The sequence below is a fragment of the Pedobacter sp. FW305-3-2-15-E-R2A2 genome, from assembly GCF_038446955.1.
GTDB lineage: Bacteria > Bacteroidota > Bacteroidia > Sphingobacteriales > Sphingobacteriaceae > Pedobacter.
The window spans coordinates 4,686,025-4,702,979 of sequence record NZ_CP151803.1 but is presented as its reverse complement, the minus strand read 5'-3'; the positions used below and the strand labels follow the sequence as shown (position 1 = coordinate 4,702,979).

16 protein-coding genes are annotated in these 16,955 nt (G+C 40.6%); 14 read left to right on the top strand and 2 right to left on the bottom strand.

The window, feature by feature from the left end; translation table 11 throughout:
- Positions 1 to 21: 21 nt before the first annotated feature.
- The 14 genes from AAFF35_RS18985 to AAFF35_RS18920 all read left to right on the top strand — a co-directional run bounded on the left by AAFF35_RS18985 (position 22) and on the right by AAFF35_RS18920 (position 15,153).
- Positions 22 to 1,032, top strand: a complete 1,011-nt coding sequence (locus tag AAFF35_RS18985; RefSeq protein ID WP_342328107.1) for a zinc-binding alcohol dehydrogenase family protein — start codon at positions 22 to 24, stop codon at positions 1,030 to 1,032.
- 408 nt (positions 1,033 to 1,440) lie between these two features.
- On the top strand, positions 1,441 to 1,566 hold the full coding sequence (locus AAFF35_RS18980) for a hypothetical protein (protein WP_342328106.1): 126 nt from the start codon (positions 1,441 to 1,443) through the stop codon (positions 1,564 to 1,566).
- A 292-nt stretch (positions 1,567 to 1,858) separates the two neighbouring features.
- Positions 1,859 to 2,959 carry a type I restriction endonuclease gene (locus AAFF35_RS18975; RefSeq protein WP_342328105.1) on the top strand — a complete coding sequence of 367 codons (1,101 nt, stop codon included), beginning with the start codon at positions 1,859 to 1,861 and terminating at the stop codon, positions 2,957 to 2,959.
- Positions 2,960 to 2,981: 22 nt separating this feature from the next.
- Complete coding sequence (locus tag AAFF35_RS18970; protein ID WP_342328104.1) at positions 2,982 to 4,526, top strand: hypothetical protein; 1,545 nt, start codon at positions 2,982 to 2,984, stop codon at positions 4,524 to 4,526.
- A 28-nt stretch (positions 4,527 to 4,554) separates the two neighbouring features.
- The gene (locus tag AAFF35_RS18965; protein WP_342328103.1) at positions 4,555 to 4,893 is read left to right on the top strand and encodes a hypothetical protein; all 339 of its coding nucleotides are present in this window, start codon (positions 4,555 to 4,557) and stop codon (positions 4,891 to 4,893) included.
- Positions 4,894 to 4,912: 19 nt separating this feature from the next.
- Positions 4,913 to 6,556, top strand: coding sequence for a hypothetical protein (locus AAFF35_RS18960; RefSeq protein ID WP_342328102.1), 1,644 nt, complete (start codon positions 4,913 to 4,915; stop codon positions 6,554 to 6,556).
- Between the two features lie 6 nt (positions 6,557 to 6,562).
- Positions 6,563 to 10,471 carry a hypothetical protein gene (locus tag AAFF35_RS18955; protein ID WP_342328101.1) on the top strand — a complete coding sequence of 1,303 codons (3,909 nt, stop codon included), beginning with the start codon at positions 6,563 to 6,565 and terminating at the stop codon, positions 10,469 to 10,471.
- A gap of 5 nt (positions 10,472 to 10,476) precedes the next feature.
- Complete coding sequence (locus tag AAFF35_RS18950; RefSeq protein ID WP_342328100.1) at positions 10,477 to 11,778, top strand: hypothetical protein; 1,302 nt, start codon at positions 10,477 to 10,479, stop codon at positions 11,776 to 11,778.
- 7 nt (positions 11,779 to 11,785) lie between these two features.
- Positions 11,786 to 12,352: a TerD family protein gene (locus tag AAFF35_RS18945; RefSeq protein ID WP_342328099.1), complete on the top strand. Its 567-nt coding sequence runs from the start codon at positions 11,786 to 11,788 to the stop codon at positions 12,350 to 12,352.
- Positions 12,353 to 12,362: 10 nt separating this feature from the next.
- Positions 12,363 to 13,016 (top strand): TerD family protein, encoded by a 654-nt coding sequence (locus tag AAFF35_RS18940; protein ID WP_342328098.1) that lies wholly within the window; start codon positions 12,363 to 12,365, stop codon positions 13,014 to 13,016.
- A gap of 12 nt (positions 13,017 to 13,028) precedes the next feature.
- A complete protein-coding gene (locus AAFF35_RS18935; RefSeq protein WP_342328097.1) occupies positions 13,029 to 13,769 on the top strand; it encodes an OmpA family protein in 741 nt (246 codons plus the stop codon).
- Between the two features lie 17 nt (positions 13,770 to 13,786).
- On the top strand, positions 13,787 to 13,999 hold the full coding sequence (locus AAFF35_RS18930) for a hypothetical protein (RefSeq protein WP_342328096.1): 213 nt from the start codon (positions 13,787 to 13,789) through the stop codon (positions 13,997 to 13,999).
- A gap of 306 nt (positions 14,000 to 14,305) precedes the next feature.
- A complete protein-coding gene (locus AAFF35_RS18925; RefSeq protein WP_342328095.1) occupies positions 14,306 to 14,695 on the top strand; it encodes a DUF1398 family protein in 390 nt (129 codons plus the stop codon).
- A 65-nt stretch (positions 14,696 to 14,760) separates the two neighbouring features.
- Positions 14,761 to 15,153 carry a hypothetical protein gene (locus AAFF35_RS18920; protein ID WP_342328094.1) on the top strand — a complete coding sequence of 131 codons (393 nt, stop codon included), beginning with the start codon at positions 14,761 to 14,763 and terminating at the stop codon, positions 15,151 to 15,153.
- A gap of 56 nt (positions 15,154 to 15,209) precedes the next feature.
- On the opposite strand, the gene AAFF35_RS18915 is transcribed toward AAFF35_RS18920, so the two are convergent.
- Both AAFF35_RS18915 and AAFF35_RS18910 read right to left on the bottom strand, forming a co-directional pair.
- On the bottom strand, positions 15,210 to 15,917 hold the full coding sequence (locus AAFF35_RS18915; protein ID WP_342328093.1) for a DUF4142 domain-containing protein: 708 nt from the start codon (positions 15,915 to 15,917) through the stop codon (positions 15,210 to 15,212).
- A gap of 121 nt (positions 15,918 to 16,038) precedes the next feature.
- Positions 16,039 to 16,911, bottom strand: coding sequence for a hypothetical protein (locus tag AAFF35_RS18910; RefSeq protein ID WP_342328092.1), 873 nt, complete (start codon positions 16,909 to 16,911; stop codon positions 16,039 to 16,041).
- Positions 16,912 to 16,955 lie beyond the last annotated feature (44 nt).

The window sequence follows — 16,955 nt, the reverse complement described above, 5'->3', positions numbered from 1 at the left end:
TTAATTATAAAAAATACACATATGAAAGCAATAGGATTTAAGACATCATTGCCTGTAAGTGATGCAAATAGTTTTATAGAATTTGAAATGGAAAGACCAGTTCCAAAAGGAAAGGATTTGCTGGTTAAAGTTGCCGCAGTGTCGGTTAACCCCGTTGATTTTAAAATACGTCAGAACAGTGCAAAGGATCAGGTGCTGGAGATACCAAAGGTGATCGGTTGGGATGCTGTGGGTACGATAGAAGCAGTAGGCGATGAAGTCAGTTTATTTAAAGTAGGCGATGAAGTTTATTACGCAGGAGATCTCAACAGGGCTGGAAGTAATGCGGAATATCAGCTCGTTGATGAGCGTATTGTAGGTCGTAAGCCTAAGAAACTGAGTATTGAAGAAGCTGCTGCCATGCCATTGACGGCCTTGACAGCCTGGGAAATCATGTTCGACCGTATCCGGATTAATGAAAAAGACAAAGGAAAAACCATATTGATCATCGGTGGTGCCGGCGGTGTCGGTTCTATTGCCATTCAGATCGCTAAAAAAGTAGCCGGTCTTAAGGTCATTACCACGGCAAGCAGGCCAGAAACGGAGGAATGGTGCAGGAAACAGGGCGCAGACTATGTGTTTAATCATAAAGATCTGGTTAATGAAATGCATGCAGCTGGTTTTCAGTCGATGGATTTCATTCTGGATTTTGTAGATGCCAATCTCTACTGGGATATCATGGCTGAACTTATCAAGCCTCAGGGGCATATTGCGTCCATCACCGGATCCGCTACTCCTGTGGCACTGAATAAACTTAAAAATAAAAGTGTAAGCTTCTCCTGGGAGCTGATGTATACTCGATCAATTTTTCAAACTGAAGATATGATTGAGCAACACCATATCCTGAATGAAGTGGCCCGCCTTCTGGATGATGGCGTATTAAAAAGCACGTTAAAAGCAACGCTTTCAGGTCTCTCCGTTGAGAACTTAAAAAAGGCACACCAGCAACTGGAAGATAACACGACGATTGGTAAAGTGGTGATCAAATTTTAATATATAAGCAGCTCTGTTGCTAAAATAGGGCTGCTTATAATATTCATATCTTTCCTGTATGCTTATTGCATTGAAACAGTCCTGATACGTTTCATATATGCTCCGTAATAAGTTTTAATGAATAGATATGTAAAGTCAAAATGTAATACTGGTTTGACTTTACAGCCTGTATAAACAGCGTATACGGGCTGTATATGCAATATGGCCGATCCGGCCCTGAACCCCTAAAATACCCCCTTCAAATTCAAAAAAATAATCTATTGCTTTACGGTTTCCCGTAAGGAAAGCCTGTTGCTACGCTATACTTTTGAAGTGTTAAACAAATAAACATCAGGAGATAGAAAGAGAGACAAATGAGAAGAAAAGGGCGGAATAGGTAAATCATAAATACTCAAAAATAAGGAAATCATGGAATACAAAGTAGTACCATTTATCGCAACGCTGAATCAACAAAAGGAAACGAGTGATGCCGTTGCTGGGCAATTAGAAAAGGTAATAAAACTAGCCAATCTCAAAATACAGGGACAGCATTAATTATTGTCTATGAAGTTAACGTTACTACTCGGATTTTTTTTCTTGAATACCGTCGTCTGTCGCGACGCAAATACAGTATACATCTGCGACAGCCGTACAGGGAAGAAATACCATTACACTGCCGATTGCCGGGGATTGAATAACTGTCAGCATAAGGTTCTAAAAACAACGCTTGAGCGCGCCAAAAGTAAAGGGAAAACATTATGCGGCTGGGAAGATTAATCCTGGGCTAAGTAATGTCGCGGAGCAGTATTTTCTATAAAGAGTTTCAAATTATTAAATAAAAGTTCAAATGGATTTCAAAGATCAGATTGCACAGTTAGCATCTCGCGTAGAGAAGATGTTACCTCAAATACAAACAGAAGAAGCGACAAAAAATGCTTTGGTGATGCCATTTATTCAGATCATGGGATATGATGTTTTCAATCCCTTCGAGGTGAATCCGGAATACATTGCTGATTTGGGAATTAAAAAAGGGGAGAAGGTGGATTACGCGATTATGAAAGATGCGGAACCAACCATATTAATCGAATGTAAACACCATCAGGAGAATTTAGACCCTCATAATTCTCAGTTGTTCCGGTATTTTCATACCACCAAAGCTAAGTTTGGCTTATTAACCAATGGTTTAGTCTACCGTTTTTACACTGACCTTGTTGAAAAGAACAAAATGGATGGTACTCCGTTTTTTGAATTCAAATTAACGGAAATCAAAGACGCAGAAATTGCAGAGTTAAAAAAATTCCACAAGTCTTACTTTGATGTCGAGAGCATTACCAACACGGCCAGTGAGCTAAAATACCTGAACGAATTGAAAAGCCTGCTCCATAAGGAAATTGCAGATCCCTCTGACGGTTTTATCAGCTTCTTTACCAAGCAGGTCTATCCAAAGGTGATCACGGCAAAAGTTAAGGAACAATTTGCGCCGATTATCAAGCGATCTTTTAATCAGCTCATTAGTGATGCAATTAATGAACGCCTGAAATCTGCACTAAATCAGGAAAAAGAGAAAGATGCTTCAGAAGCCATTAAAATTGAAGAGACCATCAATGCCGAACCTGAATCTGGAATTGTAACCACAGAAGAGGAGATCGAAGGATTCTTTATCGTCAAATCTATGCTTAGAGAAACGATCGATTCCAAAAGGATTACCTACAGAGATGCGCTTTCCTATTTCGCGATTCTGCTGGACGACAATAATCGTAAGACCATTTGCCGCTTATACCTGAATACGAAAAAATACCTGGCAGTGCTCGATGAGAATAAGAAAGAAACCAAGTACGAAATACAGTCGCTCGATGATTTATACCGTCATGCAAGCATCTTAAATGGAGTTGTTGCAAGACTGGAAGCTGCAAAAGTCAATGAGCTGAACCAGGCCACAATTAAATAACAGTAATTAAAATTTATAGATTATGAATATAGTTAAGAATCTGGCTTTTCTCAGGGTCACAGGAACATTTGGTTTACTCCTCCTCCTGGCTGCCTGTAATAATGGCAAAAACACAGCATCAGCAGACCCGTTTGCAGATGTGAAATTTAACCCTTATGACCAGGAATTAGGTAATCGAATTGAAGCCTACCATCAAACCAGTGCTCCGAATAATGCCAATTCAAAAAGCGGTAATCCGACCTTATATATTGATTTCTCTTCTGGTATCAATAAAGCATTTGCTGAACCGGGTATTAAAGAAATGATGACCAGCTGTTTCAATACCATTTTAGCTCAGAAGTTTGATGTCTACAAACTCGGCTCAAATGAGGTCAAACTTTTAAACATTGCCAATACCACCGAATTAGGTCAGCAGGTAAGTGACCCCGCCCAATACGCCGACATCTGGGCCCCGATCCAGTTGGCAGTCGAGAAAATTGTAGAAGGCAATAATGACGCGCTATTGATCACTGATTTCGAAGAATGGCAAAAGAACATTGAGGTTACCCGTACCGCTTTTCTAAAAATCCCTTTCTCCAAATGGTTGGAAAAAGGAAATACCATCCATTTCTTTATCGCAGATTATAAAGAAGGTACCGTTGATAAACACCTTTATTTCACTGTTTTTAATTGTGGCAATCCGAATGAATCCAGCATGATTTCCAAACTGGAATCTAAACTGGGGCCATTAACCACAAGGTTTGATTTATCTAACAAATCTTATAAACTGCGTACGGATTACCCGGGCGAGAAGTCAGGCGGCGTATTTTATGACCCAAGCGGTAAAACTGATCATGCAAAGAATGTCCTGGATTTAAAGGATAGTTATGTGAACGGGCTTAAAAAAGGAAATCATTTTGAATTTTATCCTTTAGGTGTAGACTGGAATACCATTGCTAACCTTCATACCAGCTACGCCAGTCAGCATCAGTTTAACGACTTTTTCAGAAAGCTATATATTGATTTAAGTAATCAAGACAGTTATACATTTGGCGATTTTGAGGTAAAAGTCTCCGATGTCAGCGCTGATTTTGAAAATTTCACCAAAACTGAAGAAGCAAAAAAGCACAAACCAAAATTAACCAAAGGAGCCAATGGGGAGGCGAAGTTTGACGATCAGGAAACAGATAAGATTGCATTGGCATGTTATGGTACTGATGGGAAGATAAAAGAACAATGGATTTATAAATCAGTAGCTGCTGTTCCTGTAAATGAGGTTTTCAGCTTCAATAAATCCCTGTTTACCAACACCAAAACATCCGATACTAAAAACGTAGAGTTAGGCGTGTCTTTCGACCCCGGATTCAAACTGAAAAATATTCAAAATCCGGAAGGTTTACTGAGGGTCGACCTGCTATTGAATGCCGCAATGCCTAATCTTATGGGCGAAAAACTCTCCAAATTCCAATGGATGAACGCTAAACGTACAGCGAATACCGCTTTGTATGAGTCAGTAAAAAACACCTTACAAGAGCTTAATCCAGCTCATAAGGTCATTTATTCCTACTACATCAAAACTCAACAATAATTAACCGTAATCTCTAATCAACTATAAAATGGAATCTACATCAGCGTACATCGTCTCTATCGTTACTGCCTTAATTTTTCTGCTACTGGCAGCCATCATTGCCAATGCCATAAAATTTGAGGGTGGCAGTAATCCCAAAGATCCACAGTCACGGAAGACCTGGTTTTGGATTTTAGCGATCCTGAATCCGGCAGTCGGCTTCTTATCAGGCTATTTTGTATTCAAGCCAGACGCAAACATGATGGTCGTAAATAATTATGTAAATGCTTTAAGCATAGGAACCGTAATTGGATTTGTCTTGTATCTCCTGTTGGGATTCATCCTGAGTAAAGTGTTTGCCAACGGTAAAATTGGTCATTGGTTTTAAATTCTAAAAGCATATTTCAATGGATAAATTATTTGTCATCGCAATAGGCGGTACCGGAATGCGTTGTTTGGAATCTTTCACTCACTTATGTGGCATTGGAATGTTTGACAACCAGGAAATAGAAGTATTAACCTTAGATACGGATCAAAACAATGGCAATAAAGGCAGGGTGGAAGAACTCATTACCTTATACAACCAGGTCAAAACATCTGGTGCATCTGTGGGTGGAACACCCAATGCCAATACGTTCTTTTCAGCGAAACTGAACCTGCACCGGTTCTGGACCAATTACTCTGGTCCGGGAAGAGAGAATTATAAAAACATCAGTAAAATTTCCACAGGTACGCCGGAGCAGCAAAAGGCGAATAAACTGATCTCTGATTTATTCCTGGATACCCGATCTGTACAGGAGTTTGCTCTGGAACACGGCTATCGTGCACAAACCCATTTGGGCTCTATGCTGATGTATCATGGAATTGTTGAAGCGGCAAGGAATATCCTAAAAGGAGCTGCAGTACAATCTCAGGAACGGGAGTTAGATGCTTTCATGGGAAAGCTTGAAAAAGCAGGTGCTTCGGCCAGGGTTTTCATTTTCGGATCTGTATTTGGTGGAACCGGAGCATCCTCTATCCCGGTAATTCCCAAAGCGCTTCAGGATTTCGTAAAGATCCGTTCCAATGGAAATTCGAGCATAGATTTCTCTAAGGCAAAGTTTGGCTCCACCTTGCTGACGGAGTATTTTACGTTTAATAAGCCCGATGATCAGCAGAAATCAAATAAAGCGAATAGCATTATTGCAGATTCTTCTTTCTTTCCATTGAATAGTCAGGCCGCACTGCAGTTTTACCAAAGTGATCCCACGGTGCAGAAATGCTATAAATTATTGTACCATATCGGCTGGCCGATTGAAAGTAAAAAGATAGACGGCAACAATGCCTCCAATCAGACAATCACCGGTGGAACGGAACAAAAGAATCCATGTCATATCACAGAGTTGCTCTGCGCCTGTGCTGCCTACGACTTCTTTACCCGTGCCGATGGTTTTAATAGCACAAAGGCGGAATATTTATATAAAGCGGTAGAATTTAAAGACAATTCCTTCAATTTCTCTTTTGATGATTTTATCGGAAAGGAACATAAATCAGGTGAAATATTTGTCAACAAATTAGGGGCATTCTTCTCCCTGGCACACATCTCTTTAACCAAGAACGGTGCTGCTTTTGATGATGCCGGTATCAAGGGGTTTATCAGACAATGTGAAAATCAGAAACTGAATCAGTACAGCACGATTACCGATGTAGAATGTAAAGACATCAACGAGTATTTCAAGCTTTTCGCCTATACTTTTAAAGATGCAAGGTTTGTACCCGGCTGGCTTTACCAGGTAAGGAACTCTGTGGCTCCCGGCCGCTTCCTGTTTGACAGCAAGGCTTTTCCGGACAATCAGACGGAGCTCAAAAAACTAGATGTGGGAACGATCTTCCTTGATGATAAACACCATTGGTCGAAAGGAGGGGTGTTTGGTAACAGATACGACACTTTTGTGGAAAAGCTCATCAATACCGGACCTAAGGATGAACAGAAAGTAAACACCGTAAAAGAGAAATTCCTCGCTCACATTTTTAATGCACTTACCATTTCACAAAACTTCGATATAAACTAAAGGAACATGTCAGATAAAAGAATAAAAGCACTGGCGATAAAAGTTCAGGCTAAAACAGAGCCAAATGGGGTTGAATTTGCCTGGGATAAAATCCCTCAACTGGAAGTTTTTACTAAAAACATTTTAATCCCGGAAATAGCGGTCGACAAAGACGGAAACTCTTCTGTTAATATTGGAACTATCGTTTCCGGAATCCCCTCTGTATTTGCCCGGGCAAACTTATTTAAAAGTGCGCTGGATAACATTCAGGATAAAGACGCTGATGCTGCGGGATTAATGCTGTTTTACAAATCTTTGATCAGTGAATGGAAGGGGTTTATCAGCTGTATCGCATTAAACTACAAGGATATAGAGGTAAATAGAATTCATTTGGCGTACTCGGATGGGCAGCAGCTCATCAATACTGCAAACATCTATGAGCCTATAGGCGCATTTGGAAATATGCTCTTTGAACGGCAGCCCTTGTGGTGCGATCAATCGCTGGCAAATAATACGGATAAGATCCCCTTTATTGATGTCATCTCGTTTAAAGGGAGTGTGGTGGGTGGAACTTCTCCCGACAGCTTTTTATTTACCTCTGTAGCCTATAATATTAGGGAGAAACTGCCCTTTGTCAATGTACAGAACGGAAGATTTATAGATCCTTTAAAATCAGAACTTAATCCCCAGGAATTGTTTACGCTATACGGTTACGCCAAACATATTCTCAAAAATATAGAGCAATTCAGGTCCAATTATGGCGGCCTGGAAGCGTTCATCAGGCCGGAATATGGTAATATGTCGGGCTGCCTGCAATCCTGGATGGAAGAGATGGTTGTTTATCAGGAAAAGAAAGGATATCCGAAACTTGAACATCAGTCTGCACCTGAAGTTGGAGCCTTGTTTAATTATCCTTTCAGCATTCTGTTTAACTATTCTACGGAGTTGTTTGGCTCTGAAGGCATCATTTATAATGAATCGAAAGAGGGCAGCATCAGCTTTGACCCTAAAGACCTGCTGCTGCCAGATACAACGGAGATTGCCCAGATCGATTTTGGTAGAGAAGGAATGGAAACCAGAAACTATCTGAAATCGAAACCTATATTGCTGCTGGCAGCAGAAACTAAAGGGCAACCAAACAATTATGCTTACTTCACTTTACCCTTAACGCCATTGGCCTTAAATGTTTTTGGTGCCACACTGGAGGCATTGGTCGGCATTTCAGAAGCTTCAAATGTAAAGTCGCGAATTACCGCTATTTATGATCCAAATGATAAAAACGGAGAGCGTTTAACTGTCAACCTGAGACTCTATACAGAAACGGGAAATGAGATTGTTAAAGAGGTTATTTATAAGGTCACTTCTACTTCCATAGAAGGGAAGGATATTTTAATGTGGCCTAATTTCATTTCCAAACAATGGAACCGGTATTTTCTCTATTCAGAAATTCCACATAATGATGCCAAGTTTCAGGCAACACCCTTTATTGGTAATGTGGAGGATGATTTCTTCCGGATTGTACTGGATGAAAAAGGAGTTCCGCTGTACCTGGCTAACAACGGCAAAGCAGCCGTAGTTCCCGAGAAATATGGCAATATTAAGGCGCAATTACATGTGGCTTCGAATAATGCAGTAGCTGATAATAAGTATAAATATGAAATTTATGAGAGCAATCAGCCTTTCAAAGGGCTGAAGTTTGCCCATGCAGGAATTGATTGTGGCTTTGGAATCATTCGTTACGATGGATCTGGAAATACACAGTCCTTACCGGTCAATATGCTGAATTCTCCAAGAGCATTGTCTGCGGCATTTTTAGGGGTTGATTTCGGAAGTACTAATTCTTCCATCGCCTATTTTTCTGACCATAGAAATGAAGTTTGTGAAAGTTTAAAGCTGACGAATAAAAGAGTTTCGCTGTTGTCTACTGATGCTAAAAATAACGATAAACGTCCGGCGGTGGAAGATGAGATTTTCTTCTTCCAAAATGACGAGATCCTTAGCAACTCTATTAAATCCGTGCTCACGATCCATGATTCCAGAAGAATTGTAAACGAGGGCAACATCCTGAGCGATTCATTGATGGCGCAGGCAGTAAAAGGCGGATTTCCTTGCTTTGAAAAAAATCTGCCGATTGAAAATGCAGAAGACAACCGGTATATCCTAAGTTACAATAGAATTGGAAGGGCGGAATTGGTTTACAATATGAAATGGTCTTCTCAGCCTATCGATAAGAGTTATAAAACGGCTTATCTAAGTTCTTTACTCTTACATGTGTATGCACAGTTGTTCATCGAAGGTCATGAGCCCCATACTTTAAAATGGTCCTATCCATCCTCCATGGGCAAAGAATTGTTGAGCGAATACCGGGGAATTTGGGACTCACTTAAAGAGATCTCACCGATCGTTGGCAATGTTAAGCTGAAAACCTATCCGCCTTCCGACCTCTCCGATATTGGCGAAACGACTGGCAACAGTACCTGGGCAGCGGCAGCTGCGACATCAAGCTGGGGCAATAGTCAGGTTGAATCTCCCGTGTCAGACTCCGGATGGGGCACAACAGCTTCGGGCGGCGGATGGGGAACGGAAACTCAAGTTCCTGCAGTTGCCACGGGTTGGGGCAATGAAGCTTCAAAAAAAGTTGCGGCTGCAATAAATATCGAGACAGAAACTGCAGCGCTGAGGTTTGATTTTAGAACATTGAGTAATGAAGAGTCACTTTCTGAAGCCTGTGCAGTAGCGAATTACCTGGTCAGGCCAAATGGTGGTTATTCCATTAATCCCGGTGAACTGGTGCTATGTTTTGACATAGGCGGCAGTACTACTGATATTACCGCATTGTGTCAGATGGAGGGTGGAAAGGCAATGATTAAACAAAACTCCATTCGTTTTGCGGCAGAGCGGGTGGCACAGGCAACTAAGTTTTCTCCCAATTTCAAAAACGTTTTGTTGAGGATGTGCGAAAGGAAGAATATCTCCATTCAGGGATTAAATAATGGAAGCAATAAATTTTCTGAAAATACTGCTCCTTATTATTTTGAACAGGTGGTAGACCGTCTGGAGGCCGCGGATTTTGAAACCTTTTATCTTTTAATCGCCGCAGAATGTAAGGAGATGATGAGTATTAATCTATATGTGACGGGATTAATTATGTTTTATGCAGGGCAGCTGGCTTACAAATTAAGAAACGAAATCGTCAAATCAGAGGATGCACCACCGGCAGTTAAAGCCATTCCTCCTAAAATTAAAATTGCTTTTGCAGGCAAAGGATCCAGGATTTTCGATTGGTTTACTGCAGTAGATCCAAAAGCGGCGGACGATTATTATACGCAAATGTTTATCAGAGGGATGGGAGGTGAAAGTGTCGCGAGGGCAACCATTACGCCGATTAATACCAACCCTTTAAAGATCATCGACATCAATTCTCAGCGCGGAACCGATAATGCAGACGTGAAATATGAGGTGTCAAAAGGTTTGGCCATTCCGACGAACATTACGAGCATTTTGGTGCCGACCAATAAACAGGCGATTGAAATACTTGGAGAAGATAATTTCTGTGTAATTACCCCTGCCGGAGAATTCAAATACCTGGAATCCACCAATTCTATCACACCGGAGATGCTGGAACATATCGGGAATCACTTCATCTGTTTGCCTCCGGAAGGAAAACCACATTGCCCGAGGTTTATGGATTTTGCCGATCTGTTCTATAAAGTCTCTTCCAGCATGTTTGGCTTAAAAATGAATGCTGCAGATTTTATGGCCGGATTCCAGGACATGAATATTGAAAATTACATTAAAGGAGAGCCTGGTTTCATCAAAGCGCAAAAGCGGAAACATGACGATCAGAAAGCCTTTGACTATGTGGCGCCGGTCATCATTTTAGAAGGAATGAAATTCTTTGAAAAACATCTGCTTAAAGGAATCCAAAAACAATAGGCCCAATGAAATTCTGTGTATTAGCGAAAATCTCTAAGCGTTCCGTTTCTTTCTGGTATCAATCAGACCGGAACGCTTATGCGCCATTGAGCCTAACGGAATCAAATGAAGTTCCCTTATACTTTTACGTGAATGGCAACGATTTTATTTTTGGAACTGCAGCAAGAGACCGGTTTAACAGACATGATCCGAATGCTTATGGCAACTATTTTGAAATTATAAAGGACCCGGGTAAGCATTTCAGTATTTATGGCAATAAAAAGCCAGTTAAACAGCTTTTCTATTATGGTGTTGAGCAATACCTGTCTCATTTTCTAAATACTGTTTTATATAAAACAGATTCCATTGAATCTTACCGACAGCATTTCCCTCTTCGCTTTTTATTTGATACTGATATTGAAGATAATGAGAAATCGCTGATAGCACACCTGTTTAAAGAAGCTGGTTACTTTAATTTAGAAGGGGTTGATTTCAATAAGGCGCTATTTGGGGTGCTGACTAAAAAAGCAGTTTTACCCAAAGGAAAAGCCGTTTTGTTATTAAGTAGCGTGGATGATGTGCTGTATCTGAAACTCTATAAAGAGCTTATGAATGAGGCGGTTGGCTCTTTTAAACTGGAAGGGCAGGGCGCTGATCCCAGGGTGAAAATTCTGGCAGATATGATTGTGGAATACATCATTGTTCAGAACTCTTATTTATCAATTGATAAAGATGCGGAGATCGCTGCTTTGCTTCCCTTTTGTGTTCGTATGCTGGAAAATATAAATCCGATTATAAAAGGTGATGCGGAATTAACTGATGGAAACAAGTATTGGTTTAGGGTAAATGAGCGAAACCTCAATGACAGGCTTCAATATTATTCAAATGATGGAATGATCTATACTGCGATAGATGATCTTTTGAAATCCGCCGGTTTAGTCGAACAAGAGGTCATCATTCTATTGGGTACAGAGGAAATCAGTACTTCTTATTTCTCAAGTAAGCTGCTCAGGAAATACCCTTATGTGCTGGCGGTAAAAGCTGCGGATATCGGAGATGCGATGAAAACTGTTTTTGCAGAGATTTCTGGTTCAAATTATACGGCTAAATCAAAACCCGCAGTTACGCCACCCGTAATTCCAGTACCGGCACCTGTATTGGCAAGACCTACACTTCCCACACCAAAGCCGCCACCTCCATTGCCACCAAAAAGAGCGCAGCCTGTTTCCGCCCCGCTGGCAAACATTCCCAAATTACCGGAACCAAAACCTGTAATACCCACAAAAGTTAAGGCGGTTAAACTTCCGCCACTTCCACCTAAAAAATAAACAGAAAATGGCTATACAACTAGAAAAAAACAAATCAATATCGATTGCAAAGGAACAACCTGGTTTGAATCGCATCATAGCTGGCTTAGGCTGGGACCCCTCTACAGTTAACGGACATGCTGTAGATCTAGATCTCTCCTTATTTATGTTGGCTGAAGACGGGAAACTGGTCGCAGATGAATATTTTATCTTTTACAACAACGCTTCGAGTCCTGATGGTTCTACGCATTATCCCGGCGACAACAGGGGAGGAGAAGGTGATGGAGATGATGAGGTGATTCATATTGACTTGTCTAAAATAGATCCGAAAATAGAGTTTCTCTATTTTGCAGTCACCATCGATCAGGGGAATGAAAGAGGCCATCATTTCGGTCATGTGCAGAATTCGTATATCAATATCAGAGATGCTTCAGATCAGTCTGTTCTGTGCCAGTATCAGCTAAAAGATCATTTCACAGATGAAGATTCCATCGTCATTGCAGCGATCTCCAGAAATGGAGGAGAATGGAGCGTGGAGGCACTTGGACAGGCCTTTTCCGGAGGCTTAAATACACTAGTAGAATTATACCAATAAAAATATAACTATGAGCAGTTTTAATTTAAGTAAGGGCGACAGGTTCTCCCTTTCCAAGGCAGCGCCTGGACTAACAATTGTAAAAATTGGCATGGGATGGGATCCTAATGATGAACCCGGCGGACCAGAATTTGATCTTGATGTGTCTGCGTTTTCAATCGGTAATGATTTTAAGATCCCTTCGGATTCTTATTTTACTTTCTATGGCCAGATCCGCATGGGAAACAAAATAGAAGACAAAATAGAGAAGGGGCTGTTTAGGCCTCTTACCGAGGATGGGGCGATTACCGGGGCCATTGATGACCCGGATGGTTCCAGAAGTGATGGCGATGATGATGAAGATATGTTTATCGATTTGACAAAAGTTAGCCACAAAATTGAACAGATTATCATTTGCTGTACGATCTGTAAATATCCTCACGACAACAATAAAGACCGCAGAACATTGGATCTGAACTTCGGACAGGTAAATGATTGCTATATCCGTATCGTCGACGAAAGGAGTGGTGATGAGATTCTGCGCTATGATATGAAAGACCAGTATACCAATGAAGATGCTGTGGAGTTCGGACGACTATTCCGTGTGGGGGATACCTGGGAATTTGAAGCCATGGGCAGAGCCCATACCGGGAGCTTGCAAACATTAGTAGATATGTACACCTGATAAATAGAAATTATGGCATTTGATTTAAATAAAAATAATGGCGCTGATCCGGACTCATCGGGTAAAAAATCAGCTTCGTCCAAGTTTGATCTTTCAAAAGGAAAACTGGAAGGTGCGGACGCATCTGTAATCCCTTCAAAGTCGAAAAACGTGATCATTGGTTTAGCCGGATTGCTGATCGTTGGAGGAGGGATTTGGTATTATAACGTTGGCAAAAACACCGAAACAACAGATCCGGTGGCAAACAGCACATCGGTCGAAACGAGGCCTTCAGATACAACGCTTGCGGTGCCAACTGTCGGCGAGCTTGCCAAAGATAGTCCTGCAGCTGTAGAAAATACCCCCGCTGTTCCGGTTGAAAATACGACTGCTGTTCCTGTGCAGACCAGCTCCGTCAGTAACAATTCAATAAAGACAAAGTTAAACCATAAAATTCCGGCAACTTTTGCTCAGGGATCGGCTGCTTTTAATCAGATCGATCAATCCCTGATCAAAGGTATCGTATCTTATTTAACGGAAAACCCGGATGCATCCATCCAGATAAACGGATATGCGAGCAGCGATGGAACTTTGGAAATCAATCAAACCGTGTCTCAGGCGAGAGCCGATGCATTTAAGAAATACCTCATTTCAAAAAATATTGCGGAAGACAGGGTACTGGCATCAGGAAAAGGAATTGAAAATCCGATTGCATCAAATGGTACGAATGCCGGAAGAAAAAAGAACAGAAGAGTGGAGATTATATTCCCATAAATTAAGAAATATCGCCTGTGGCTAAGAGAAGAACCAAGAAAATTACAGCGAAAGGAAGAAGCCTTAAAGAAGTGCTGATTTTATTAGGCATCCTGTTTAGTGCAATACTGTTTATGATAAAAGTGATTACCGGGGGGATGAGCTGGTTTGAAGTCTTTACACCAGTACTTTTGGCATTTTTCATTGTTTTCCTATTGTCGGTGTTAAAGGCAGCCCTTAGAAGAGTATAATTTATCAAAACCTGCAAAGCCTAAAACTTTATGATTCCGTGCTTTTGTAGGTTTTGATAATTTTTCTCTTTTAAGTTGTATTTTAAATAAGCCAGCAATGGTTGCAGTATTCATACCTGGTTGGCGCCAATATCAGCTACATTATAACAATGGCCTAAGTCATTAAATATTTTCAATTACATATTGTTATTTTTACTGCTGATCACAGAGATGCCGTTGAGATGGCTGGTAAAAAGAAGCGGAATATCCTGATCGTGTCCGGTTAAGTTATTTTAGCAGTATTATTGCGTATAAATCAGATGAAATATGTTTACCCTTGAACAGATTAAACAAGCACATAGCAAGGTGAAATCCGGCGCAGACTTTCCTAAATATATTCAGGAAATTAAAATATTAGGGGTTACTGCTTTTGAAACCCGGGTAAAGGATAGCTGCACGGAATATTTCGGAACCCATGGATATAGAACGAGCTCAATACCGATGTATGAGGACCTGATCATAGCGGCCGTTTGTGATAAAGAAAGGTTTGAACATTGCCTCAAAATTCATCAGCATGGAAAGACGGATTATTTTGAATTTTGCAGAGATTGCGCAGCAACAGGAGTGGAGAAGTGGGTGGTTAACCTGGATGAAATGACCTGTATTTATTATAACCTGGCAGGAAATAATGTCTTGATGGAACGCATACCTCAGTAAAAATGCCAACCAATGTTCATTGATCTTGCTGATTAGAAAAGCATGGTTTAAAATAATCTGGTGGAATGAAAAACAAACTCAGAAAAATCATTATTGACAATTCGAAATACCTATATACCGTTACAGATAAATATCACTCAGAAACGGAAACAAATACGCTTACGCTTAAGGTCTTTTTAGAAGGATACAAACAAAGCCCATTAATCATAGATTTTTTAACGTCTGACCATTATTATATGGGGCAGGTTTTAAAATCAGGTATCTCTTTGGAAAACAAAAAGACCGATTCAACGGATATTATCAATATCAATGAACCAGGACTTGTACGTAAATTAATTTTGCAGGGCATTAAAAACGGTTGGACGGGAATAATTAAAATTGACAAGCAAAACGGACTGAGCTATCTGGTCGAATTGGGATATGACGCTGCTTTGGATTTGATGACTTCAAAAAGCTGACAGATTAAATAGCCAGCTTTTTGATCATATCTTAACGAATTGTATGGACGATTACCTTATTTAGGATCAGCCTTTGATTTTACTTCTTTGGTCAGCTCTTGCGCTGCTTCCAGGTGTTTTTTCAAAACCGGTAATTGTTTTAAACTAAATGTCCTCAGGTCAGCGTCCTTGGAATTACTGGCTGCAGTAAAAAGTTCGATGATATTCCGATTGCTTTCTATCATCATTTTAACAAATGCCAGATCTGTTTTAGGTGCGCCTTTTAAGGAAGCCTGAGGAGCCAGCGCTACATTTTTCTGAGTAGAAAGTTTGTCTAATTCCTTTTTAATCTCTGTATGATCGTTGAAAACCAGGAGCGCATAATCCTTAATCTTGTCGTTGGTTGTAGTTTGACGGGTATTGTTACTCACCGTAATCTCTACTTGTTGTAATGCTGCAATGGTACTGATCAGCTCTTTATCTGACATGCTTTCCAGGTTTTGCAGTTTAGCTTTCGCTATTGCATTTGCCTTTTCAATTGCACTAAAGGCGATATTGGTTGCGTTTTCTTTAGAACCGGCTCCTCTGCTCTGATTGATTCCTTGCGACAATCCATCACCACTCGCATTAATTACAGAGCTACTGGGGTTTTTAAGGCCAGCGTTAATGGTGGTTATTTTTGTACGTTTCTTTTTCTCCTCACCGGATGAATTTCTGGAACTGGAACAGGAATAGATCAGACAGGATAACAGGGCTGAAGTTGCAATGATGCGAAGTGAGTTCATGGAGCCTTTTTTGTTCAAAGATAAGCTAAAAAATATGATTTAATACCTCAGGAAGCTGGAGCTGATTCAATATCTGGTCAGAAAGATGAGACCTAAAAGCAAATTGTTAAACGACCAGGGTTTATTTCATCTCAATAATTTCGCTGGCAATTTTACCATCCCAGATATATTTCACACGCTTTTTGCTTTCCTTATATTTTAGTTCTTTCTGGTCAGGATCTATGACCTCTCCATCGATGATGTCTTTGATAATTAAAGAGGCGCCAAGACGATGTTCGGAGGGGAATAGTAATTTCTCTTCGTGGTACAAAACACCGGCATCGCTGACGTTGCTCTTTCCGGGTAAGTTGATGAAATCTTTTCCTGTCCATCCAACATAGTGATGATCGGTAGGAACAGCGCAGGCCTCACCAAAGAAACCAATCCGGTAGATCGCTTGTAAACCCGCTAATCCCATATTGTCCAGTATCTTTCCTTCAGTGAAAGTTTGCTCTCCTTTGGTAATCAGAATTGAGGTCCGGCCAACGGTATGGAGCGCAGGATCCAGGATCTTGATTTCACATAGAGAGAGGTGTTCCTCATCATTTGATCGGTTGGGGTATTTATTGAAGCCGTACATCCATAATTTTCCTTCTTTATCATTATTGGTTCTAAGTGCCAGCAGACCTAACCAAATAAATCCGGAACGTTGTTGTTTCCCAACCATATAGGTTACTTTATGCCAGGGCGCATGAAAATCCTTGATCAATGTATTGTTATAAGCTTCGCTTTTAATGATCACCCTGGATCCGGCAGTCAATGAATCTAATACAACTCCCCTTAAACCAGGATAATCACGTATGTAGGCGACATCAGCAAAGACGCAGGCTGTATCATTTGTTTTTTTGTTCCAGAGATTAAAATTTTCATCAACGGCATAAGCTGCTGCACGCTCTTGAGCCTGTACACTAATCGAAAGCAGGATTAGCAATGCGATAGACACTTGTTTAAACATAGCGCAAAGAAACAAAAAAAAATAATTGAGATTCAATTTATAGG